We start from the raw sequence: 23,353 nt of genomic DNA on the forward strand, positions 1-23,353 counted from the left end.
CGGAGGGCGGCCCCTACGAACCAAATGCGAACCGTCTGGTAGGGGCCGCCCTCCGTGGCGGCCCGCCAACCACCCCAGCGGTTCTCGACAGGATTTCGACAGAGCAATACCCTGACTCTGCGGCGCGCGGCCGGTTGATTCCCCCGACCCCGGAGGCACACGATGAGCGAGCCCGCGGGCTACATCCTCGGCCAGTCCGCGAGCGCGGCCCGGCGACTCGAACTGCAGGACCGGCACTTCGAGGTGCCGTCCGAACAGTTGCTCGACGCGCTCGCGCTGCGACCGACCGACCGCGTCGTCGAACTCGGCTGCGGGCCGGGCGGGCTGACCCGGCGCATCGCGGCGCGGCTCGGGGCCGGCGGGAGCGTTCGGGCCGTCGACTCGTCCGCCGGCCTGCTCGAACAGGCGGCCAAGAACCTCGCCGGGAACGGGGCCGAGAAGGTCGAGTTCGTTGCGGCCGATGTCTCGCAGCCCGGCGCGTGGCTCGACGGGGCCGATGTCGTCGTCGGCCGGGCGGTGCTGCACCACGTCCCGATGGCCGAGTACCTGCTGGGCCGGTTGCGGCCGGCGCTCCGCACCGGGACGCGGGTCGGGTTCCTGGAGCCGGACTTCCGCAGCCCGCTCGCCCGCCTCGCGCACCTCGAAGCGACCGGGCACCCCGAGTACGCGGCGCTGCGGGTCTGGGCCACGGCGCTCAACGACCTGTACCTGGCCCGGCGGATCTCGCCCGCGGTCGGGGCCACGCTGGCGCGTTCGCTCGCCGCCGCCGGCTACCGGAACGTGCGCGAGGAGTGGCACGAGTTCCCGTCGGACGCACTGGTGATCGAGAACATGCTGATGTTCTACGACGAGGTCCGCGGCCCGCTCGAGAGCTACGGCATCCTCTCGGCCGCGGAGAACGCCGAGCAGCAGCGGCAGTTGCGGGCGCTGCTCCCCGGCCCGCACCCCGGCGTGTGGGGCATGTTCCGCGTCGTCTGCGAGGCGTGACCGCGGAAAGCGTGGATCAGTTGCTGTTGGTGGGGCAGGCATTCTTGCCTGCCTCCCGACGCGACTGGAGGCAGGCAAGAATGCCTGCCCCACCAGACAGAAACAGACGCACGTGATCCGGTGCGAGGTGATTCGCATGGCCGACCGCGAGCTTCCCGCACCGACCGCCGAGGGCCGGCTCCTCGACTGGCTCCTGGTCGCGCTCGCGCCGATGAACCGCACCCGCGTCAAGGAGGTGCTGCGGTCCGGCCGGGTCCGCGTGAACGGCACCCCGGTCACGCGGCACGACCACCCCGTGCGGCCCGGCGACCGCGTGGCCGTGGCCCGCGACGCGGCCGCACCCGCTGCGGACCGCCTGGGGTTCGCGGTCGTTCACGAGGATGACGCGGTCGTCGTAATCGACAAGCCGCCGGGGCTGCTCACCGTCGCCACCGAAACCGAGAAGCTCGACACCGCGTTCGTGCGGCTCAGCGGGCACCTCGCGGCGGCCCGGAAGGGCCGGCCGTTCGTCGTCCACCGGCTCGACCGCGACACGAGCGGCCTGCTCCTCTTCGCCCGCACCGCCGAGGCCCGCGACGCGCTCCAGACCAACTGGGACGCGGTCGCGAAATCGTACCTCGCGGTGGTCGAGGGCCGGCCGCCCGCTGAGGAAGGGGTCATCGAGAACTACCTGACCGAGGGCCGCGACCTGCGGGTGCGGGCGAGCGCGCGCCCCAGCGACGAGGGGAAGCGCGCCGTGTCGCGGTACACGGTGCTCGCGTCGCGGGGCGGGTACTCGCTGGTCGAGGTGGCGATCGAGACGGGCCGCAAGCACCAGATCCGCGTCCACCTCGCGGGGCTCGGGTGCCCGGTCACCGGGGACTCCGTGTACGGCGCGACAACGAACCCGGCGGGGCGGCTCGCGCTGCACGCCTGGAAGCTTGCGTTCGACCACCCGGTCACGGGCGAGCGGGTCGAGGGAGAGGCGCCGTTCCCGGGGCCGCTGCGGCGCGTGGCCGGCGGGCCGTGAGGGCGCAAAAAAGCGGGACAGGCGCTTCCACCTGCCCCGCCCTGGATCGTTCGCGACCGGCCGCTACCGCTGCATCGCGGTGAGGATCTCGAGGATGAGTCGGCTCTGATCGGAGTCGCTGAGGAAGATCTTCTCGGCGAGGACGTACTCGCTGACGTAGGCGGCCACGACCTTCCGCATCTCGTTGATGTCGACCCGCTGGAGGTCGTACACGCCGAGGCTGGCGAGCTTCGAGATCAGCCGCTCGATGATGCGGTTGCGGTGCTTCGTCAGCATCTCGGTGGTGTCGGGGATACTCCGCGGCCCCGGCGTGGCGATGGCGTCGCTCCCGCGGCGCGGCGGGGTGGTCGCGGGCGAGTCGGACGGCGGCCGGACGTTGGCGCCCGTCGAGCCCGAGCCGGACGGTGATCCGCTCGGCACCACCCGCGGCGGGTTCCCGATCGAGCCGGACGCGGAGGGCCGGGGCAGGTTCGTCGAGGACGCGGGGGCCGGAACCGCCGTCCGCGGCAGGTTGGTCGAGGACGCGGGGGCCGTGGTGACGCCCGACCCGGCCGGGGTGCCGGGCGGCGGGGTCTCGACGCGGACGAACGCCACGGTCGGCGGCACCCCGAGGGCCGGCGGCGGCAGGACCGCGAGCGCCCGGAACCCGTTCGGGAGCTTCAGGTCGAAGGTGTTGACGCTGGTGGTGATGCCGCCGACCTGGTCAGCGTGCGTCGCGAGCCGGTCGAGGGCGGCGTTCAGGTGGTCGTCGTCGCGGAACCGGACGTGGCACGGGATCCATCCGCCGTGGTCGCGGCGGACGATGACGGCGTGCGGGCCGCACACCATCACCTCGCGGACCGTCGGGTCGTTGAACAGCTCCTCGAGCGGGCCGTACCCGAGCAGCTCGGCGAGCACCTCGTCGACGAGCCGCTCGCGGTCCGCCTTCTGGAGGGCGCGGCCCTCCTGCTCGGCGATCTGTTCGGCGTAGGTCCGCAGGCTCTGGCGCAGGAGCGAGACCGGCATCCGCTTCGACGTGCTCGGGTCCATCCGGTCTTCGAGCTTGGCCAAAACCTTGATCTTGACCGCCTCGAACGACTGCCCGCCGCCGGTGGAAAGGATTCCGGATTTTGGACCCTGTCCGGTGGAGTACCCGCCGGAGGGACGTTGCGGCAGCATACGATGTCACCCTGCGTAAGATGGCGCTGTCTTCTAGCTTAGAACGCGATTCCCTTGCCGGCACAAAACAGAACCCCGAACAACAAATTTTGGCCGCCGCCCGTGCGGCCCGGCACCCGGCCGTCACCCGCAACTGCTTCCGGAGCGGGCCGATGCGGCGTGGCTCCGGCCCCGCCGCCGGCCCGAACGGCCGCTGGTTGCTCTCTTCAGGAGGTTCGCACCGGCCGCGGGCACGGATTTTTCACAGGGCTCGCTTGACCGGCCCCGCATCTTCGCTTAACCTTGCCACTCAGTTCACCGGCCACCGGGAATGACTCCGACACCGCACCCAAGGATGGGACGCCCCGCCACCGGCGAGCCGCTCCCGATTCGCACCATGACCCGCCCCGGCGCACCGGACCCGATCGCGGTCTACACGGCGTCCCACGCCGGTGCAGGTGCCATTGTCGTGGCCGCGCCGGCCAAACTCAACCTATTCCTCGAAATCCTCCGCAAGCGGCCCGACGGGTTCCACGAGCTCGAGTCGCTCATGGTCGCCGTCGACCTGTTCGACACGCTGGAGGTCCGGGCCGATCCGTCGGGCATGATCGCGCTCTCCTGCGACGCCCCCGGCGTCCCCACCGACGGCTCCAACCTCGTGGTGAAGGCGGCCGAGGCGCTCAGGGCCCTCGCCGGGCGGGCCGACCTCGGCGCGGCGATCCGGCTCACGAAGCGGATCCCGACGCAGGCCGGGCTGGCCGGCGGGTCGAGCGACGCGGCACTGGCGCTCGTGGCCTTGAACCGGATCTGGAAACTGGCGCTGACACGGGACGAACTCGCGGTTATTGCGGCGTCCATCGGGTCGGACGTGGCCTTCTTCCTGGCCCCGCCGGCCGGGTGGTGCGTCGGGCGCGGCGAGGTGGTGACGCCCGAGCCGGTCGGAAAGCCCCTCGACTTCGTGGTCGTGTGCCCGCCGGTCGGGCTGGCGACGGCCGACGTGTACCGGCGGCTCACCGTTCCGACCTCGCCGGTCGGGGGCGGTGCGGTGCGGGCGGCGGTCCGGGCGGGCGACCCGGTGGCGGTCGGCCGCGCCCTGTTCAACCGCCTCGAGGAGCCGGCCTTCGCCCTGTCGCCGGTGGTGGAACAAGTTCGCGAGCGGCTCGCCGGGGTCTCCCCGTGCGGGGCGCGGATGTCCGGGAGCGGGTCGGCGGTGTTCGCCGCGTGCCGCGACCGGGCGGAGGCGGGCCGCGTCGCGGCCGCCTACCGCCGGGCCGAGCCGGACCAGGGTTCTCGTGTGTACGTGGTTCGCAGTGTTGCCCCCGATCCCGCATGAAGGAGAAGCGCGGTGGTCATCACGGAAGTCCGCATCAAGCTCTGCGAGGCGAACAGCGAGCGGCTGCTCGCGTTCTGCTCGGTCACCTTCGACAACGCCTTCGTGGTCCGGGACCTGAAGATCATCGAGGGGACGAAGGGAATGTTCGTGGCGATGCCGAGCCGGAAGCTCACGGATCGCTGCACCAAGTGCTCGTGCAAGAACCACCTGCGGGCCCGGTTCTGCAACGCGTGCGGGTGCCGGCTCGACGAGACCCGGGCCATGCGGGACGTCGACGGCCGGGCCAAGCTGCACGCCGACATCGCGCACCCGATCCACTCGGCCGCCCGGGAGCAGATCCAGGGGGCCGTCATCAAGGCGTTCGCCGAGGAGCGGGAGCGGGCCAAGATGCCCGGGTACGTCTGCACCTACGACGACTACGACTACGACACCGACGACGTGCCGGTCAGCTACGGCGCGGTGGTCTCCGAGATGGGCAAGGGCGTCCGGGCGCACGCCCCGCACCCGGCCCCCAAGGGCACCCACTTCCACGCGGACGCCCCCGCCCCCCGGGCGGCCGCCAAGGTCGGCGACGACTTCGGCGCGGGGATCGGGTAGCCGAGTTCAACGTTTCGAGTTCAAGGTACCTTGAACCTTGAACTCGAAACCTGTCCCAGAACTTCCGCACCGGGCTACAAGCGTCGACCCCCTACGGGGGTGAAGAGAACGTGCCCCCCGGTTGTTTCTTGCTCCCGCCCCGGAGGGGCCGGCGTTCTTAGCCCGGTGCGGAAGCACTGGGATTCCAACGCCGCAACTGCGTATCTCGAAACTACTTCTTCGTCTTGATGTCGGCGAGCTCGGAGTCGAACACGCGGACCTTGCCCCAGGTCGCCTTGTTCTCGTCGATGAACTTCAGGTGCTCGGGGTGGTCCTGGTACTTGTCGTGGGCCGCCTTGTCGGCGAACACGAGGTGCAGCGCCACGTCCCAGTCGCGATCGTTCACCTCGCGCTTGTACGACTCGCCCAGCACGCCGGCCGAGTAGAGCACGACGCCGTCGTGGTTCGCGAGGTACTTGTCGCACGCGGCCACGAGCTTCGCCCGGCCCTCCGGGGTCGCGTCCTTCAACTTGAAGTACACCATGTGGCCGATCAGCGGGCCGCCGGCCTTTTTCTTGTCTTCCTTGCCGGCCGCGCCGAACTGCGACGCGAGCAGGGCCGCGGCGACGACGCCGGCCAGAGCGAGACGAACCATTTCACTTCTCCGGGTGACCGAACAACGGGTTGGAACCGTATAAGAGATGATACTGGGTCCGCCCCGCGACCGGCCGCGTGTTGATCGCGGGGCCGGTCCCGCTCGCGCCCGGCGCGCCGCCCGTCGCTAAAGTACCCAAACTAACAAGTGCCCGGGATTCGCTCGAAACGGTCTTCCCGACGCGAGCGAACTTGTCCCACCGCCCCACCGGGCGGTATGATTGCACTTGCAATCTCTGCGCCTCTCCGAGGATACCGCCCGTGAGCGCCACCCCGATTGGGTCGTCCGACGACAAGAACCGTTACGGTCGCCAGATCGAGGAGGCGTTCGAGGCGGCCGCCAAGCTGGCGGGCTCGAACCTCGCCCCGACCGAGTTCTACGAGCAGTTCCTGAACCGCGCCCTCGCGGCCATCGAGGCCCCGGCCGGGGCCGTGTGGCTCCGGACCCCGCAGGGGTTCCTCCAGGTCGCGTGCCAACTGAACCTCGACAAGGTCGGGCTCGACGCCAAGCGCGGCGGCCGCCAGTGCCACAACGAGGTGCTCCGCCAGGTGTTCCAGGCCGCGCCCCCGCGGCCGGTGATCCTGGAGCCCAACGGCCGCCTCGCCCCGGGCCCGGGCGAGCCCGGGGCCGTGCCCCCCGCGAACCTCACCGACCACTTCGCGCTGTTCGCCCCGATCGTCACCGCCGACAAGCAGTCGCTCGGCGTGCTGGAGGTGTTCCAGAACCCCAGCCACGACCCGCGGATGTACCCGGCGTTCCTGAACTACGCCTTCCAGATGGCCGGGTACGCGAGCCAGTACCACCAGTTCATCACCGCCCGGTCCGGGTCCGGCACCGAGCGGACGTTCGTGCAGATCGAGGCGTTCGCCCGGCTCGTCCACAGCACGCTGAACCCGACCGAGGTCGCGTACCACGTCGCCAACGAGGGCCGGAAGCTCATCGAGTGCGACCGGCTGTGCGTCGGCGTCCGCCACGCCCGCTCCAAGGTGACGGTCGAGGCCGTGTCCGGGGCCGACGTGGTCGAGAAGGCCAGCACCCACGTCCGCCGGATGCGGCACCTCATGGAGGCAGTCCTCCAGTGGGGCGAGCCGCTCGTGTTCAAGGGCTCGAAGGACGCCGGGCTCCCGCCGGCCGTCGCCGAGTCGCTCGACGAGTACCTCCACGAGAGCCAGCCCAAGCTCCTGGTCGTCCAGCCGATCCGCGACGAGCGGGAGAAGGACGCGACCCGGCCGGCCCGGTCCGTCGTGCTCCTGGAGAGCTTCAACCCGCCGGAGAACACGGAGCCGATCGTCCAGCGGCTCGACGTGATCGCCCGGCACTCGGCCCCGGCGCTGTACAACGCGGCCCAGATGCACCGGGTCCCGCTCAAGTTCCTGTGGTGGCCGCTGGCCAAGCTCCAGGAGGGGGTCGGCGGGAAGGCCCGGTTCATCGGCCTCTCGGTCGCCGTGCTGCTCCTCGTCGTCACCGTGGCGATGGTCCTCGTCCCCTACCCGCTCCGCATGGAGGCCAAGGGGCAACTGCTGCCGGTCGAGATCGCGCAGGTGTTCCCGCCCCGGACCGGCGTGGTGCGCGAGATCCGCGCCCAGCCGGGCCACACGGTCTCGCCCCGGTTCGAGCTGGTGTCTCTCTACGACCCGGAGCTCGGGTCCAAGTACGGCGAGGCGAAGGACAAGTACGAGCTCTCCGTGCGGCTCATCGAGGTGCTCACCCCGCAGCTCCAGGACGCGACGTTGAACGCGTCCGAGAAGGTCGCGCTCCGCAAGGAACTGGTGAGCGCGGAGAGCGACCGGGACTCGGCCAAGGCGGTGATGGAGTCGCTGGACCGCCAGTACAACGGCGGCCGCCCGGCGTACCGGCCCGGGTGGTTCCGGGCGTTCGCCCCGGAGTTCGACCCGACCCGCGGACGGCCCGTCGGCACGTCGCACTGGACCGTGCTGAGCGATGACCGCCGCGAGGGGCTGCTGGGCAAGACCGTGAAGCCCGAGCAGGAGCTGCTCCGCCTGGGCAACCTCCAGGGGCCGTGGCAGATCGAGCTGAAGATCCCGCAGCGGAACATCGGCCAGATCCTGCGGGCGTTCGCCGACCCCGAGTACAGCAAGGTCGAGCCCGGCACCGGCAGGCAGTACCTGGACGTGGACGTGCTGCTGGCCAGCCTCCCCGACCAGAGCTACCTGGGCCGGCTGTACCGCAGCGACGTGTCGGCCCAGGCCGTTCCGAACAAGACCGACAACGACGAGGCCGAGCCCGTCGTCACCGCCTACGTGAAGCTCAACCTCGACGACTTCCCGGCCGACCGGAAGATCGACCCGAGGCAGTTCACCACCGGCCTCGAGGTCCGCACCCGCGTCCGCTGCGGCGACCACGCCCTGGGCTACTCCATGTTCCACGGCGTCTGGGAGTGGTTCTACGAGAAGGTGGTGTTCTTCTTTTAAGAGTGTTGGGAGTGTTGGGTGTTGAGTGTGTTTCTTGGACAGGTGCGCTCTGGTTTGCCGGGTCGACTATCGGGCCGAACCAGGACCACCAACACTCTCAACACCCAACACTCCCAACACTCTCCTGGCAAACCCGCCGCCCGTCGGGCGACCCGCCTCGCACCGCGTCGGCACCCGAACTACAACCCCGCACGTCCCAACCGGAGGACCGACCCGTGCCCAGTTCCCGTTCCGCACTGATGCTCGCCGTTCCCGTTGTGCTCGCGGCCGCGATCGTCGGCTGCAAGAAGGACCCGAGCCCCCCGAACCCGAGCAGTACCGAGGGTTCAACCCAGCCGCGCACCTCGTCGGCGCTGCAACTCGACGACCCGAAGGCGGACGTCGGCAGCCCGCTGTTCAAGCCCGCCGGCGCGGCCGCGGCCTACTCGCCCGCTGCGCCCGGCACCGACCCCATCGTCATCGCCAACTGCACCGTGCAGTTCGAGGACCGGCAGACCGTGTCGGCCGAGGTCGACGGCAAGATCGAGCTGATCGCCACGCCGATGAAGAAGCGGGCCGACGGCGTCTGGGAGTACAAGCTGCACGACGGCACCGTCATCACCCACGACCCGGCGAAGTTCGACCCCAAGGCCCCGCACCCGCGGATCGAGTTCAACCCCCGCGACAAGATCGCCCTCAAGGACAACCCCGAGAAGTGGGTGCCGTACTACAAGCTCCGCGAGGGCGACGTGGTCGGCGACGACCAGATCCTGTGCGTCCTGGACGACTCGCTCGTGGGCACCAAGCTGTCGTCGGCCGCCCTCATCAAGGAGGCGGCCATGCAGGGGATCAAGGCGGCCCAGGACGGGGTGAAGTTCACCGAGAAGAAGATGGAGTTGTGGCAGAAGAATCCCTCGGCCATTTCGCCCAAGGAGCAACTCGACGATCAGATCACGCTCACCCGATTCCTGGAGAACCTCGCCCAGTCGTCGTCCACGATCGCCAAGGCGAACCAGGAGCACGACGAGGCCGTGGTGATGATGCACCGGCACCGGGTGCGGAGCCGGGTCGACGGGATCGTCCGCAACATCGCCAAGCGGCCGGGGGAGTACGTCCGGGCCGGGGAGAAGATCTACGAAATCCAATCCACGGAGAAGGTCCGCCTCGAGGGCAACCTGGACGTGCAGTACTACGGCCGGGTGAAGCGGAACATGCCGGTGACGGTCGAGCCGGCGCTGCCCAGCGCGCCGGTCAAGTCGCACGCCTGGCACCGCCAGGAGGTCGCCGGCATCGCCGTGACCGGCACAGCAACCCACCCGCTGGTCGTGTCGGCCGGGCTCGACGGCTCGGCGCTCGTGTGGGACCCGAACCTGAAGGACGAGGCCGGCCGCGCCCCGGCACCGACCAACCTGCCGCACCCGGTCCCGGTGCGGTGCGTCGCCTGCACGCCGCCCGGCCTGAAGTCGGTTCTCGCGGTCACCGGCGGCGACGACGGAAAGGTCCGCATCTGGGACCTCGCGAACCCGGCCAAGCTGCCGACCGCGCCGACCCGCGAGCCGGCCGACGCGCACGGGTCGAGCGTCACGTTCGTGGCCGTGTGCCCGGACGGGAAGTACGCCGCGACGGCCGCGGGCCGCGAGGTGTTCATCTGGGACCTCGACGCCGGCAAGAAGCTGTACGCCCTGGCCGACTCGCACCGCGACGGCATCACCTCGCTCGCGTTCACCCCGCAGGCGCAGCTCGTGACCGCCTCGAAGGACCGCACGCTGAAGGTGTGGCGGGTCGGGGCCGAGCGGGCGCACGTCGCCCGGACCATCGACCACCGGTCCGGCGCGGTCGACGTCCTCGGCGTGAGCCCGGACGGGGGCCGCGTCCTGTTCGACCAGGACAAGAGCCGCATCGACCTGGTGAACCTGGCCGACGGGCAGACGACCGGGCAGCTCACGAACGTCGGCCCGAGCGTCGCGTTCGCGACCCTAGCGGTGTTCGGCCCGGAGTACGTGACCCCTAACAGCCCGGTCGAGAAGTCGCCGTACTCGATCGTGACGGCCGGGGGCGAGGGCGACCTGAAGGGCGGGCTGCAGGTGTGGCACGCGCCGCGGGCCGGCGGCCGCGGGTCCGAGGTGGCGCGGTTCATCACCCCCGGGCGGGTCGGGGTCACGTGCGCGGCGTTCAGCCCGCACAAGGACGCGCCGTTCCTGGTCGTGGGCACCGCCGCGGGCACGGTCCACGTGTGGACGCCCCCGGCCGGCCCGGCGAAGAAGCTCGAGGGCCGGGTCACCAACATCGACTCGACCGACCCGCGGTTCGTGACCGTGCGGGTCGAGATGAGCAACACGGACGTCGGGCTGCTCGACCGCAGCGCCGCCACGGTGATCGTGAACCCGGGCCAGAAGTAGCGGTCAGTGGGAAGTGGGCGGGGTCGGCCCGGAACCGGGGAACCGGTACGGACCGACCCCCGCCCCCGCTGGTCCTTGCTCTTCAACCATCCACTCCCCACTGACCACTCCCCACTCATGGAAGCGACCGAGAACCTGAACGACCCGGCCGAGCGCCGCAAGTCGGTGCGGCTGAAGGTCCGGCCCGACCTCCAGACGTTCGAGCAGAAGTACGAGGGGAAGACGTACCACGTGGTCAAGGACCCGGTGTGCCTGCGGTACTACCGGTTCAACCGGCAGGAGCACTTCGTGTTCGGCCTGTTCGACGGCGAGCACACGCTGGAGCAGGTCCGCGACCGGTTCGAGGCCGAGTTCCCGCCCCAGCGGCTCGAGTACCAGGACCTGGAGGTGTTCGCCCGCCAACTGGTGACCGCCGGCCTGGTCCAGCACGAGCAGCAGGGGGCCGGGAAGCACCTGTTCGAGCGGCGGGCCAAGCAGCGGCGGTTCAAGCGGTTCACCGCGGCGGTGAACATCCTGTACCTGAAGATCCCGGTGTTCGACCCGGACCGGATCCTGACGTGGATGTTCGGGTACGTGGCGTGGGTGTTCACGACGTGGTTCATGGTCGCGAGCCTGCTGTTCATCCTGGCGGCCGTGGTCCACGTCACGCTCCACTTCGACACGTTCAACGCGAAGCTCCCGGCGTACCAGGAGTTCTTCTCGCTGAACTCGGTGCTGTACATGTGGATCTCGCTCGGGGTGGTGAAGATCATCCACGAGTTCGGGCACGGGCTCTCGTGCAAGGGGTTCGGGGGCGAGAGCCACGAGATGGGCATCCTGCTCATGTGCCTGAGCCCGGCCCTGTACTGCAACGTGACCGACGCCTGGACCCTCGCCGACAAGTGGAAGCGGATCATCATCAGCTTCGCGGGCATCTACGTGGAGCTGATGATCGCGGCCGCGGCCACGTTCGTGTGGTGGTACACCCCGCAGTACCCGGTGGTGAACAACATCGCCCTGTGCGTGATGGTGCTGTGCTCGGTCTCGACCGTGATGTTCAACGCGAACCCGCTGATGAAGTTCGACGGGTACTACATGCTCGCCGACTGGATCGAGGTGCCGAACCTCCGCGAGAAGTCCACCAAGTTCCTCAACAACATCTTCCTGGCGCGGGCGCTGGGGGTGGAGGTGCCGCCCGAGGCGTACATGGCCCCGTGGCGGAAGTGGCTGTTCGTGCTCTACGCGGTCGGGAGCTGGGTGTACCGGTGGGTCGTGATGTTCGGGATCCTCTGGTTCCTGGCCGACTTCCTCGGGCCGCGGCTCAAGATCCTCAGCCAGATGCTGGCCCTGGCGTCGCTGGCGTCCATGTTCGTGATTCCCGTGTACAAGATCGGGAAGAGCATCCACCAACGGGGGCGTCTGCCCGACATGAAAGCCACGCGCGTCTACACCACCGCTGCGGTCGCCACCGCCCTCGCCGCGGCGTTCTTCCTCGTGCCCCTGCCCGTCAGCCGGGTCCGCGACACGGGCCTGGTCGTGATCGACCCGAGCGCGTCCGAGGCCGTCGCCCTCGAGGAGCCGGCCCGGCTCGTCGAGCTGGCCCCGGGCGTCCGCCCCGGGGCGCGGGTCAGCAAGGGCCAGGCCCTGGGCGTGTTCCAGAGCGACGAACTGGACCTCGAACTCGACCGGATGACCAAGTACCGCGACGGGCAGCGGCAGTCGTCGAAGCTCCACGAGGCCGCGGTCTCGACCGCCCGGTCCGAGGGGAACGAGAGCGCCATCAAGCGGCACAAGATCGAGGCCGAGCAGGCGCTGCTCCGGGCCAGCACGGCGCAGTTCACCCTCGACCGGCTCACCGCCCGGTGGGAGGCGAGCAGCAAGCTCCGGGCCCCGCGGGACGGGGTGCTGGTCGCGTGCCCGGCCCCGGACGAGCGGGGCAAGCTGTTCGACCGCGGGTTCGCCGACGCGCCGCCCGTGTTCTCGGTCGGCGACCCCACGAAGCTCATCGTCCGCGTCGCCGTGTCCCCGCCCGACTTCCGGCTGCTCAGCGACGACCTCGCCGAGCGGGGCGAGCTGGGCGCGGCGGTGTTCGTCAAGGGCCGGACCGACCGCGAGTTCCGCGGCACGGTCCGCCGGCTCCCGGCGCAGAACGCGGCGACGGTGCCGGTCCAGTTGACCCAGCGCGGCGGCGGCCCGCTGGCCGTGAAGCCCGGCGGCGACCCGAACGTCCTCCAGCCGCTGGCCCAGGTGTACCTCGTGGACGTCGAACTGACCGACCCCGACGCCGCGATCGACCCGGGCCAGTTGGCCGTCGTGAAGGTCCACGCGAAGTGGCGGAGCGCCGCGTGGTGGGTCGGCCGGACCCTCGCCAACGCCCTGGATGTCGGGCTGTATTGATCCCGGGGCTTGCCCCGAAATTCGAAGCACGAAATCCGAAAGAATGCCGCGGACCAGAGCCTCTGGCCAGTGTTTCAGATTTCGTGCTTCGTGCTTCGTGCTTCGTGCTTCGTGCTTCGTGCTTCGAATTTTTGGGGCAACGCCCCCGAGGTGTGTCGTGCGCCTGGCCCTCCCCCTGCTGCTTCTCCTGCCGTCCGTCGCTCTCGCTCAGCCCCCGAAGGCCCCGCCCGAGGTGCCGCGCGTCCTGCTGCTGGGCGACTCGATCCGCCTCGGGTACGCGCCGCTCGTGGCGAAGAAGCTCGACGGAACCGCCGAGGTCGTTCACCACAAGGAGAACGGCGGCGACACGGCCACCACGCTCAAGAACCTCGACGCGTGGATCGAAGGCGTCAAGCCGACCGTGGTCCACTTCAACTGCGGCCTGCACGACCTGAAGTTCGGCAAGAAGGCGAACGCCCACCAGGTGCCGATCGACGACTACGAGAAGAACCTGCGGGCCATCGTCGCGCGGCTCAAGGAGGCGACCCCGCACATCGTGTTCGCGACCACGACGCCGATCCTCGACGACCGCCACGCGCAGCGGAAGGGCGACTTCGACAGGTTCGACAAGGACGTGACCGCGTACAACGAGCGGGCCGTGAAGGTGATGCTCGAACTCGGCGTCCCCGTGGACGACCTGAACCGCATCGTCCGCGACGGCGGGGCCGGCGCGTTGATCGGCAAGGACGGCACGCACTACACCCCGGCCGGGTCGGAGCGGCTGGCCGACGCCGTCACCGACTGCGTGCGGCGGCAACTGGGGCTGAAGAACCCCACGGTGCTGAGGGCACCCGCGAGCGGCCCCGAGGCGGTGAAGGCGTACCGGGACGCCGAGGCCGCCGCGGACAAGCTCGTTCCCGAGGCGTTCAAGAAGATGCGGGTGCCCGAGTTCGCGGTGCCCGCCTCGAAGGACGAGTGGGAGAAGCGCCGGCCCGACGTGCGGGCCAAGGTCGTCGCGGCGCTCGGCGACCTGCCGCCCCGGCCCGAGAAGCCGAAGGCCCACCTCGTCTCGGCCGAGATCCGTCAGGGCTTCCGGGTCGAGCGGCTCCGGATCGACAACGGAGTCGACGGCGTCATGTCTTCGCTGATGATCATCCCGGACGGGCTGAAGGGCCCGGCCCCGGCGGTCCTGTGGCTGCACTCGTCGAGCTACGACCACACGCAACTGCTCCAGCCGAACACGAACGGCGGCGAGGAGCCGCTCGGCGTCACGTTCGCGAAGCGCGGGTGGGTCGTGTTCGCGCCCGACGCGGCGTGGTACGGCGACCGCGCCGGGCAGGGGCCGGCCGGGCCGCGCGAGCTGACCCGCGAGCAGCAGGACAGCCTCCACAAGTACCACCTGTGGTTCGGCCGCACCCTCTGGGGCATGTTCGTCCGCGACGATCAGGTCGCGCTCGACTACCTCTGCACCCGGCCCGAGGTGGACGCGAAGAAGATCGGCGCGACCGGCATCAGCATGGGCAGCACCCGCAGTTGGTGGCTCGCGGCCGTCGACGACCGGGTCGCGTGCGCCGCCGGCGTGGCGTGCCTGACGCGGTACGAGAACTTGCTGCACCACGGGCAACTGCGGCAGCACGGGACGTACTACTTCGTGACCGGGCTGCTCAAGAGCTTCGACTCGGAGGGCGTGATCGCGCTGATCGCGCCGCGGCCGGTGCTGTTCCTGACGGGCGAACTCGACGCGGGCAGCCCGGCCGACGGGATCCAGGTGATCGAGGGGAAGGTGGGCGGCGTGTACAAGGCCGCGGGCGAGCCGGACCGGTTCCGCAGCGTCCGCTACGCCGACGTCGGCCACACGTACACGCCCGAGATGCGGAAGGAAGTGCTCGCCTGGTTCGACCGCTGGCTGAAGTGACGCGGGGGCGGGCCACGAGACTTGTCCCCGCGGCCCAACACCGCAGCCGCCGTGGCCCGGCCGCGGGCGTGCGATATACTATCCGCATGTCCATACCATACTACCAGAAGGTCCGGCGGCACCTGTCGCGGCGGTGCCCGGTGATGAAGGTCATCATCAAGGCGGTCGGGCCGTGTACGCTCGCGCCGAACCCGGCCGACCCGTTCACGCTCCTGGTGCGAGCGGTGATCGGCCAACAGATCTCGGCCAAGGCCGCGGCGTCGATCTACGGCCGGCTCGCGGCACTCGTCGGCGGGCCGCCGGTGCCGCTGGTGAAGGTCGCGCAGCTCACCGACGAGCAGATCCGGGCGTGCGGGATCTCCGGCGCGAAGCTCCGGACGCTCCGCGCGGTCGTCGACCACGTGAGGGCGAACCCGACATTCCTGCCGGGGATCGAGGAGCGCGACGAGGCGACGATCCACGAACAACTCACGCAGATCAAGGGCATCGGCCCGTGGTCGGCGGACATGTTTTTAATCTTCGGGCTCGGGCGTCCCGACGTTCTCGCGGTGGGGGACTACGGCCTGAAGGTGGGTCTGAAGCGCGCGTTCAACCTGAAGGACCTCCCGAAGCCGGCCGAGGCCGCGGCGCTGACCGAGCACTGGCGGCCGTACCGCAGCGTCGCGACGTGGTACCTGTGGCGGAGCCTGGAACTGCCCCGCGAGGAGAAATGAGAACCCCGTGATCGGGCCGCACGAACGTCGCCACCCGCACACCGTCCGCTAAACTACACGGTCGCGGAATCGTCCGTCACTGTTGCTGACAGCAGCGCTACGGGAGAGGTGCTCATGAGTCGGTACGTGGTCGTGGGGTGCCTCGCGGCGGCGATCGCGGCGGTGTGCGGCTGCAAGCGCGGGAACGAGATCGAGGGCACGTACGTTGTCGCCGAAATCGAAGTCGCGGGCGAGAAGTTGCCCAAGAAGCTCCTGGAGGGGCTGCTCGACAACGAACGCATGGTGGCGATCCGCCCCGACAAGATCGGCATCTACAACTTCACCCGCCGTAAGTACTCCACCGCCCCGTACAAGCTCGACAACACGAAGGTGCCCGCCGAGATCGACATGGTCGATCCGGACCGCGAGGGCGTGACCGACCTGGGCATCTACAAGCTCGAAGGGGACCTGCTGACGATCTGCTCGGTGCCCTCGAAGACACGGTGGCCGAAGAAACCCGCCGACGGCGCGAAGGGCGGAGGGGTCGAGCTCGAGGAGATGACGTTCGAGCGGCCCACGGAGTTCAAGACCACCAAGGACACCCCGAGCACGCTGGTCGTGCTGAAGGTGCTCCGCGAGCGGCGGTAGGCACGCGGGGTCGCCGCGGGCCTACCGCCGCTCGCCGGTCACGCGAACCGGAAGTGGAGCACGTCGCCGTCCTGCACGGCGTACTCCTTCCCCTCCAGGCGGAACTTGCCGGCCTTCTTCGCGCCGGCCTCGCCGCCCAGCTCCACGTAGTCCGCGTACGCGATCGTCTCGGCCCGGATGAACCCCTTCTCAAAGTCGGTGTGGATCACCCCCGCGGCCTGCGGGGCCAGCATCCCGGCCGTGATGGTCCACGCCCGGGTCTCCTTCGGCCCGACCGTGAAGTACGTCACCAGGTTCAGCACCTGGTACCCGGCCTTGATGACCCGCGTCAGGCCCGTCTCCTCCAGCCCGAGCGACCCCAGGAACTCCTTCTTCTCCTCGGCCGTCGGCAGCATCGAGATCTCCGCCTCGATCCGGGCCGACACGACCACCACCGGCGCGCCGCGGGCCGCGGCCAGGGTCCGCACCTGGTCCGACAGGGCGTTGCCGGTCGCGGCGCTGGCCTCGTCCACGTTGCACACGTACATCACCGGCTTGGTCGTCAGCAGTTGCATCTGGTCGAGGAGCTTCCGCTCGGCCGGGGTCTTGGGCGCCACGGACCGGGCCGGCTGGTTCGCGTTGAGGGCCACCAGCACCCGCTCCATCAGCCCCACCTGCTCGGCCGCGTCCTTGTCGCCGCCCTTGGCCTTCTTCTGCAGCGCCGGGAGCCGCTTCTCCAGGCTCTCCAGGTCGGCCAGCACCAGTTCCGTCTCGACGGTGTCGGAGTCCCGGAGCGGGTCCACGCGGCCCTCGACGTGGACGATGTCGGTGTCCTCGAAGCACCGCAGGACGTATAGGATGGCGTCCACCTCGCGGATGTGCGACAGGAACTGGTTGCCCTTCCCCTCGCCCTTGCTCGCGCCGCGGACCAGCCCGGCGATGTCGATGAACTCGAGCTGCGTCGGGATGAGCTTGGCCGACCCGGCGATGGCCGCGAGCCGCGCGAGCCGCTCGTCCGGCACCTCGACCCGGCCGACGTTCGGCTCGATCGTGCAGAACGGGTAGTTCGCCGCCTGGGCCTGCATCGTCGAAAGGAGCGCGTTGAACAGCGTGGACTTGCCCACGTTCGGCAGCCCGACGATCCCGCACTGGAACCCCATCACCACTCCGCGAAAGAAGTCGCCCGGCCCGCCCGACCCGACTGGCGGGTCACGGACGGGGAACCGGGCACCCTGTCACGGTATCGGCCGCGCCGCGGTCGCCAAGGGCGGGTCCGCCGGGGCCGGACCGTGTTCCCCGGCGGCGCGGTCGCCGTGGGGGCGCGCGGCCGGGCCGGGGCGGTCCCCGCGGATGGTGGCGAGGAGCGTGCGGAGCGCCTCGAACTCGACCGGCTTCACGCAGTGGTGCGCGAACCCCGCGGCCCGGGACTGCCCGCGGTCCGCCTCCTGGCCGTACCCGCTCACCGCGATCAGGACCGGCCGCCCCGACCCGTTCGCGGCGCCCCGGAGCCGGCGGGCGATCTCGTACCCGTCCATCCCCGGCAGGCCGATGTCGAGGAGCACCAGGTCCGGGTCGAACGCCCCGACGGCCGCGATCCCGGTGGGGCCGTCGTAGGCGGTGCGGACCTGGTGGCCCAGGAGCTTGAGCAGGTCGGCCAGCGTGTCGGCCCCGTCCACGTTGTCGTCCACGACGACCACCCGCAGGCGCTCGTCCCCCGCGGCCGCGTCGCCCGGGGCGGCGTCCCGCGGGCCGGGGGGCGTGTCGCCGCCGACGAGCGCGGGGATGCGGACGGCGAACTCGCTCCCGCGGCCGAGCCCCTCGCTGTGCGCCAGCACCGTGCCGCCGTGCATCTCCACGAGCCGGCGGACCAGCGTGAGCCCGACCCCGAGCCCGCCCTGGGACCGGTCGAGGGACCGGCTCGCCTGGGTGAACAGGTCGAACACCGTCGGGAGCAGCTCGGCCGAGATGCCGACGCCCGTGTCGCGGACGCGGACGACGGCGTCCCGGCCCTCCAGCCCGACGGTCAGCCAGATGCGGCCGCCGCGCTCGGTGTACTTGGCGGCGTTGTTGAGCAGGTTGGTGAACACCTGGGTGAGCCGGGCCCGGTCGCCGTGGACCCGGACCGGGGCCGCGGGGGGCCTCACCTCCAGCGTGTGCGCGAACTGGTCGAGGAGCGGGCGGGCGGCCTCGACCGCGGTGGCGACGGCCGCGTCGAGGTCCACCGGCTCGACCGCGAGGCGGATCTTCCCGAGGGTGATCCGGGACACGTCGAGGAGGTCGTCCACCAGGCGGATCAGGTGCGTGAGCTGCCGGTCGATGACCCCGTGCGCCCACCTCACGCGGTCGGCGTCGTGGGGCTGCCGGCCGAGGACCACGGTGGCGTTGCGGATCGGGGCCAGCGGGTTCCGCAGCTCGTGGGCGAGCATCGAGAGGAACTCGTTCTTCTGCCGGTCGGCCAGTTGCACCTCCTGGTACAGCCGGGCGTTGTCCAGGGCGACGGCGGCCCGGGAGGCGAGGTCCTGCGCGGTGGCCCTGTCGGCCGGCCCGACCCGCCGGGCCGGGTCGAGGAACGCCAGCGTCAGCACGCCGAGGGCGCGGCCTCGGGCGACGAGCGGGAGCACGAGGGCCGACCGGATCTTCGTCCCCTCCGGGGGGCGGCCCGGCAGCGCGGGGAAGTCGATCGACAGCCCGTCGAGGTGGTCGGGGCGGCCCACCGAGAGGGCGCGATCGACGGCGTCCCGGAGCGCGTCGAAGGGGCCCTCGGTCGCCGTGAGCCAGCGGGTCCTGAGCTCGGTCTCGGGCGGGCACACCCAGGCCAGTTCGGTCCGCCAGGGCTGTCCCGGCTCGCCGGCGACGGTCAGGCCGGCCAGGTCGGCCAGGGTGGGGACGACGACGCGGGCGAGCGCCTGGGCCGTCGCGTCCGGGTCGAGCGACCGGGACAGCGCCTTGCTCGCGTCGGCCAGGAACGCGAGCCGGTGGTTGGCCTCCTCCGCGGCCGCCCGCTTCATCCGCTCCTCGGCCAGCGCGACCCGCTCCTCGGCCTGCCGCTTCACCTGCTGGGCCATCCGGTACAGGTCGGCGAACACCCGCACCTTGGCCTGGAGGATGCCCGGGACGATCGGGGTGGTGATGTAGTCGACGGCCCCCTGGGCGTACCCCTCGGCGGCCCGGACCTCGTCGGCGAACGCGGTCAGGAAGATGATCGGGGTGTGCGCCGACCGCTTCCGCTTGCGGATCAGCGACGCGGTCTCGAACCCGTCGATCCCCGGCATCTGGACGTCGAGCAGGATCACGGCGAAGTCCTGCTTCAGGACCGCCTTGAGCGCCTCCTCGCCGGACCCGGCGGTGACGATGTTCTGGCCCAGCCCCTCGAGCACCGTGCGGTACACGAGGAGCTTCTCGGGCAGGTCGTCGACGACCAGGATGTTCGTGGGCTCGTCGTTCGTCATTGGCGTCGGCCGCGGGTCGGTGGGGGGCGGGGCGGGGCGGGCGGGGCTCACCGGTGGAGCCACGCCCGGAGCACCGCGAGGAGCTGCTCCGGGTCCACGGGCTTGGACAGGTAGTCCCACGCGCCGGCCTCGATGCACTTCTCCCGGTCCCCCTTCATGGCCTTGGCGGTCACCGCGACGATCGGCAGGTTCTTGAGCCGCGGGACCTTCCGGATCTCCCGCATGGTCTCCATCCCGTCCATCTCGGGCATCATGATGTCCATGAGCACGATCTCGACCCCCGGGTCCTCCTGGAGCATGGTGATCGCGTCGCGGCCGTTGTCGGCCGAGGCGATCACCATGTCGTGCTCCTCCAGGACCGTCGACAGCGCGAAGATGTTCCGCATGTCGTCGTCCACGATCAGCACCTTGCGGCCGGCCAGGACCTTGTCGGTCCGGTCCAGCTCGGCCAGCCGCAGCCGCTGGGCCTCGGGGAGCTTGGCGAACGGCCGGTGCAGGTAGAACGTGGCCAGGTCGATGAGCACGTCGGGCGAGTGGACCCGGCGCACGGTGCACGCCTCGGCCGCCCGCCGCCACGGGTCCGCCGCGCCCTCGTCGCCCGGCTGGCCGTCGGTGAACACGAGCACCGGGAGCCGGGTGCTGAGGTGCGCCGGGGCGTCGGCCCCGAACGCCCCGCCCGGCGCGAACGCCTCGCTGAGCCCGGCGGCCCCGGGGCCGGCGACCACGCAGTCGGTCGGCTGCTCGGCCAGCGCCCGGCGGGCCGCGGCCGCGTCGGGCACCGCGGTGACGAGCACCTCGGGGTCGGTGAGCCGGGCCCGCAGCTGCTCCCGCTTCGCGGGGTCCGGCTCGACCACCAGGAGCCGCCGGGCCGGGCGGGCAAGGTAGTCCGTCAGGTGGTCGAGGAGCCGGTCGAGGACCTCGCGGCTCGGGATCGGCTTGGCCAGGAACGCCAGGCACCCGGACGCCAGGGCCCGGTCCCGCGCGTCGTCGGTGCTGACGACGCACACCGGGACGTGCCGGGTCACCGCGTCCTTCTTGAGCCGGTCGAGCACCCGCCACCCGTCGATGTCCGGCAGGTGGATGTCGAGGGTGACCGCGTCCGGGTCGTACTCGCGGGCCAGGGCCAGCCCCGCGGCCCCGCGGGACGTGACGAGCCCCTTGAGCCCCTTCTCCCGGGCCGCGTCGAGCAGGAACCGGGCGAACCCGGGGTCGTTCTCGACGATCAGCAGCACCCGGTCCCCGGCGTGGATCTCGTTCCGGTCGTCCCCGAACTCGTTGACCGCCTGGCCCGCGTCCTCGGGCTCGGGCTCCGGGGCCGGCCGGGCCGGGAGCGCCGCCGGGGCCTCGGCCGCCGCGACCCCCTTGCGGTTCAGCCGGGTCGGGGCGTACGCCGTCGGCAGGTACAGGTTGAACGTGCTCCCGCCGCCCGGCGCGGACACGAGCCGGATCTCGCCGGACAGGAGCCGCGACAGCTCGCGGCTGATGGCCAGGCCCAGGCCGGTCCCGCCGTACTTGCGGCTGGTCGAGCCGTCGGCCTGCTGGAACGCCTCGAAGATGATCTGCTGCTTGTCGGCCGGGATCCCGATGCCCGTGTCCGACACCGCGAAGCACAGCACCTCGGCCGCCCGGTTCAGCTCCTCGTTCTCCCGGGCCCACCCGCCCGCGACCGGCTCGACCGACAGCGTCACGTGCCCGTGGTGCGTGAACTTGAACGCGTTCGAGAGCAGGTTCTTGATGATCTGCTGGAGCCGCTTCGCGTCCGTGTAGATGGACCGCGGGAGCCGCGGGTCGAACCGGGTGATGAACGCGAGGTTCTTGTTCTCCGCGACGTGCCGGAACGTGCGCTCGACGTACCCCTGGAGGTCGTCGAGCCGCAGGTCGCCGGCGTCGACGGCCACGGTGCCCGACTCGATCTTCGACAGGTCCAGGATGTCGTTGATGAGCATGAGCAGGTCGTTGCCCGACGAGTGGATCGTCTTGGCGAACTCCTGCTGCTTGCCGGTCAGGTTCCCGTCGTGGTTCTTCGAGAGCTGGTCCGACAGGATGAGCAGGCTGTTGAGCGGGGTCCGCAGCTCGTGGCTCATGTTCGCGAGGAACTCGGACTTGTACTTGCTCGTGAGCGCGAGCTGCTTGGCCTTGTTCTCCAGCTCCTGCCGGGCCTGCTCGACCTCCTGGTTCTTCCGCTCGACCTCCTGGTTCTGGTGGGCGAGCAGCCGGGCCTTCTCCTGCAGCTCCTCGTTGGTGTTCTGGAGCTCCTGCTGCCGGGTCTGGAGCTGGTGCGCGAGCGACTGGGACTGCTTGAGCAGCCCCTCGGTCCGCATGTTCGCCTCGATCGTGTTGAGCACGATGCCGATGGACTCGGTGAGCTGCTCGAGGAACGCCTGGTGCGAGCTGTTGAACCCGCCGAGCGAGGCGAGCTCGAGCACCCCGCGGACCTGGCCCTCGAAGATGAGCGGGAGCACCAGCACGCTGCGGGGGTGCGCCGAGCCGAGCGCCGACGAGATGCGGATGTACCCGTGCGGCAGGTTGTCGAGCAGGATCGGCCGCTTCTCCAGCGCGCACTGGCCGACGATCCCCTCGCCCAGCCCGATCCGCTTGCCCAGCCCGCCCTGCCCCTCCGCCGCGTAGCTCGCCAGCAGGGTGAGCTGCCCGGCGTCCCGGGTGCCGTCGAACACGTAGAACTCGGCGTGCTGGGCGGTGACCACCGGGCACAGCTCCGAGAGCACCATGCGGCCCACGTTCGTGAGGTCCCGCTGGCCCTGGAGCATGCGGCTGAACTTCGCGAGGTTCGTCTTGAGCCAGTCCTGCTCGGTGTTCTTCTGGGTCGTGTCGCGGAGGTTGCGGATCATCTCGTTGATCGTGTTCGACAGGGCCGCGACCTCGCCCTGCGCCTCGACCGTGATGGACCGGGTCAGGTCGCCCTTGGTCACCGCGGTGGCGACCTCGGCGATGGCCCGCACCTGCGTCGTCAGGTTCGCGGCGAGCTGGTTCACGTTCTCCGTGAGCGCCTTCCAGATGCCGGCCGCCCCGGGCACCTTGGCCTGGCCGCCGAGCTGCCCCTCGACGCCGACCTCGCGGGCCACCGTGGTGACCTGGTCGGCGAACGTCGCGAGGGTGTCGATCATCTCGTTGATCGTCTCGGCGAGTTCGGCGATCTCGCCCTTCGCCGCGACGGTGAGCTTCCGCTGGAGGTCGCCGTTGGCCACGGCGGTCACGACCTTCGCGATGCCGCGGACCTGGGCCGTGAGGTTGCCGGCCATGCTGTTCACGGAGTCGGTCAGGTCCTTCCACGTCCCGGCGACCCCTTCGACCTGGGCCTGGCCGCCGAGCTTGCCTTCGGTGCCCACTTCGCGGGCCACGCGGGTCACCTCGCCGGCGAACGACCGCAACTGGTCGACCATCGTGTTGACGGTGTTCTTCAGCTCCAGGATCTCGCCCTTGACGTCGACGGTGATCTTGCGCGACAGGTCGCCGGCCGCGACGGCCTTGGTCACGTCGGCGATGTTGCGCACCTGGCTCGTCAGGTTGCCGGCCATGAAGTTCACGGAGTCGGTCAGGTCCTTCCACGTCCCGGCCACGCCGCGGACGTCGGCCTGGCCGCCGAGCTTGCCCTCGGTGCCCACCTCGCGCGCGACGCGGGTCACCTCCGACGCGAACGACCGCAACTGGTCGACCATCGTGTTGACGGTGTTCTTCAGCTCCAGAATTTCCCCGCGGACGTCGACGGTGATCTTCTGCGACAGGTCGCCGGCGGCGACGGCCTTGGTCACGTCGGCGATGTTGCGCACCTGACTCGTCAGGTTCCGGG

General features: G+C 70.6%; 15 protein-coding genes. 10 read left to right on the plus strand and 5 right to left on the minus strand.

The annotated features are described in order from the left end of the window. Positions 1-162 precede the first annotated feature (162 nt). Both ACTIGN_RS03420 and ACTIGN_RS03425 read left to right on the plus strand, forming a co-directional pair. Positions 163-987, plus strand: coding sequence for a class I SAM-dependent methyltransferase (locus tag ACTIGN_RS03420; RefSeq protein ID WP_439621328.1), 825 nt, complete (start codon positions 163-165; stop codon positions 985-987). Between the two features lie 136 nt (positions 988-1,123). Further along, positions 1,124-1,996, plus strand: a complete 873-nt coding sequence (locus tag ACTIGN_RS03425; RefSeq protein WP_439621330.1) for an RluA family pseudouridine synthase — start codon at positions 1,124-1,126, stop codon at positions 1,994-1,996. 63 nt (positions 1,997-2,059) lie between these two features. On the opposite strand, the gene ACTIGN_RS03430 is transcribed toward ACTIGN_RS03425, so the two are convergent. After that, complete coding sequence (locus ACTIGN_RS03430; RefSeq protein ID WP_439621332.1) at positions 2,060-3,154, minus strand: hypothetical protein; 1,095 nt, start codon at positions 3,152-3,154, stop codon at positions 2,060-2,062. 376 nt (positions 3,155-3,530) lie between these two features. Between ACTIGN_RS03430 and ispE the strand changes: the two genes are divergently transcribed. Continuing rightward, the gene (gene ispE, locus ACTIGN_RS03435) at positions 3,531-4,466 is read left to right on the plus strand and encodes a 4-(cytidine 5'-diphospho)-2-C-methyl-D-erythritol kinase (RefSeq protein ID WP_439621334.1); all 936 of its coding nucleotides are present in this window, start codon (positions 3,531-3,533) and stop codon (positions 4,464-4,466) included. A gap of 12 nt (positions 4,467-4,478) precedes the next feature. Then, the gene (locus ACTIGN_RS03440; protein ID WP_439621336.1) at positions 4,479-5,063 is read left to right on the plus strand and encodes a septation protein SpoVG family protein; all 585 of its coding nucleotides are present in this window, start codon (positions 4,479-4,481) and stop codon (positions 5,061-5,063) included. A 211-nt stretch (positions 5,064-5,274) separates the two neighbouring features. Here the strand turns inward: ACTIGN_RS03440 and ACTIGN_RS03445 are convergent, their stop codons facing one another. After that, the gene (locus tag ACTIGN_RS03445) at positions 5,275-5,697 is read right to left on the minus strand and encodes a Dabb family protein (protein WP_439621338.1); all 423 of its coding nucleotides are present in this window, start codon (positions 5,695-5,697) and stop codon (positions 5,275-5,277) included. A 260-nt stretch (positions 5,698-5,957) separates the two neighbouring features. Between ACTIGN_RS03445 and ACTIGN_RS03450 the strand changes: the two genes are divergently transcribed. The 6 genes from ACTIGN_RS03450 (at position 5,958) to ACTIGN_RS03475 (ending at position 16,117) form a co-directional block, all read left to right on the plus strand. Then, complete coding sequence (locus ACTIGN_RS03450) at positions 5,958-8,129, plus strand: hypothetical protein (RefSeq protein ID WP_439621339.1); 2,172 nt, start codon at positions 5,958-5,960, stop codon at positions 8,127-8,129. A gap of 215 nt (positions 8,130-8,344) precedes the next feature. Beyond that, positions 8,345-10,507 carry an HlyD family efflux transporter periplasmic adaptor subunit gene (locus ACTIGN_RS03455; protein WP_439621341.1) on the plus strand — a complete coding sequence of 721 codons (2,163 nt, stop codon included), beginning with the start codon at positions 8,345-8,347 and terminating at the stop codon, positions 10,505-10,507. Between the two features lie 117 nt (positions 10,508-10,624). After that, complete coding sequence (locus tag ACTIGN_RS03460; RefSeq protein ID WP_439621343.1) at positions 10,625-12,883, plus strand: site-2 protease family protein; 2,259 nt, start codon at positions 10,625-10,627, stop codon at positions 12,881-12,883. 157 nt (positions 12,884-13,040) lie between these two features. Continuing rightward, on the plus strand, positions 13,041-14,777 hold the full coding sequence (locus ACTIGN_RS03465) for a GDSL-type esterase/lipase family protein (RefSeq protein ID WP_439621345.1): 1,737 nt from the start codon (positions 13,041-13,043) through the stop codon (positions 14,775-14,777). Positions 14,778-14,863: 86 nt separating this feature from the next. Next, a complete protein-coding gene (locus tag ACTIGN_RS03470; protein WP_439621346.1) occupies positions 14,864-15,490 on the plus strand; it encodes a DNA-3-methyladenine glycosylase family protein in 627 nt (208 codons plus the stop codon). A 114-nt stretch (positions 15,491-15,604) separates the two neighbouring features. Then, positions 15,605-16,117: a TIGR03067 domain-containing protein gene (locus tag ACTIGN_RS03475; protein WP_439621348.1), complete on the plus strand. Its 513-nt coding sequence runs from the start codon at positions 15,605-15,607 to the stop codon at positions 16,115-16,117. A 38-nt stretch (positions 16,118-16,155) separates the two neighbouring features. Here ACTIGN_RS03475 and ychF read toward each other — a convergent pair whose 3' ends face one another. The 3 genes from ychF to ACTIGN_RS03490 form a co-directional block, all read right to left on the minus strand. Beyond that, positions 16,156-17,256 (minus strand): redox-regulated ATPase YchF, encoded by a 1,101-nt coding sequence (gene ychF / locus ACTIGN_RS03480; RefSeq protein ID WP_439621349.1) that lies wholly within the window; start codon positions 17,254-17,256, stop codon positions 16,156-16,158. A gap of 75 nt (positions 17,257-17,331) precedes the next feature. Next, positions 17,332-19,545 (minus strand): response regulator, encoded by a 2,214-nt coding sequence (locus ACTIGN_RS03485; protein ID WP_439621351.1) that lies wholly within the window; start codon positions 19,543-19,545, stop codon positions 17,332-17,334. A 47-nt stretch (positions 19,546-19,592) separates the two neighbouring features. Beyond that, a partial coding sequence (locus ACTIGN_RS03490; protein WP_439621353.1) for a response regulator occupies positions 19,593-23,353 on the minus strand: 3,761 nt, incomplete at its 5' end.

This window comes from Gemmata sp., from assembly GCF_051859125.1.
GTDB lineage: Bacteria > Planctomycetota > Planctomycetia > Gemmatales > Gemmataceae > Gemmata.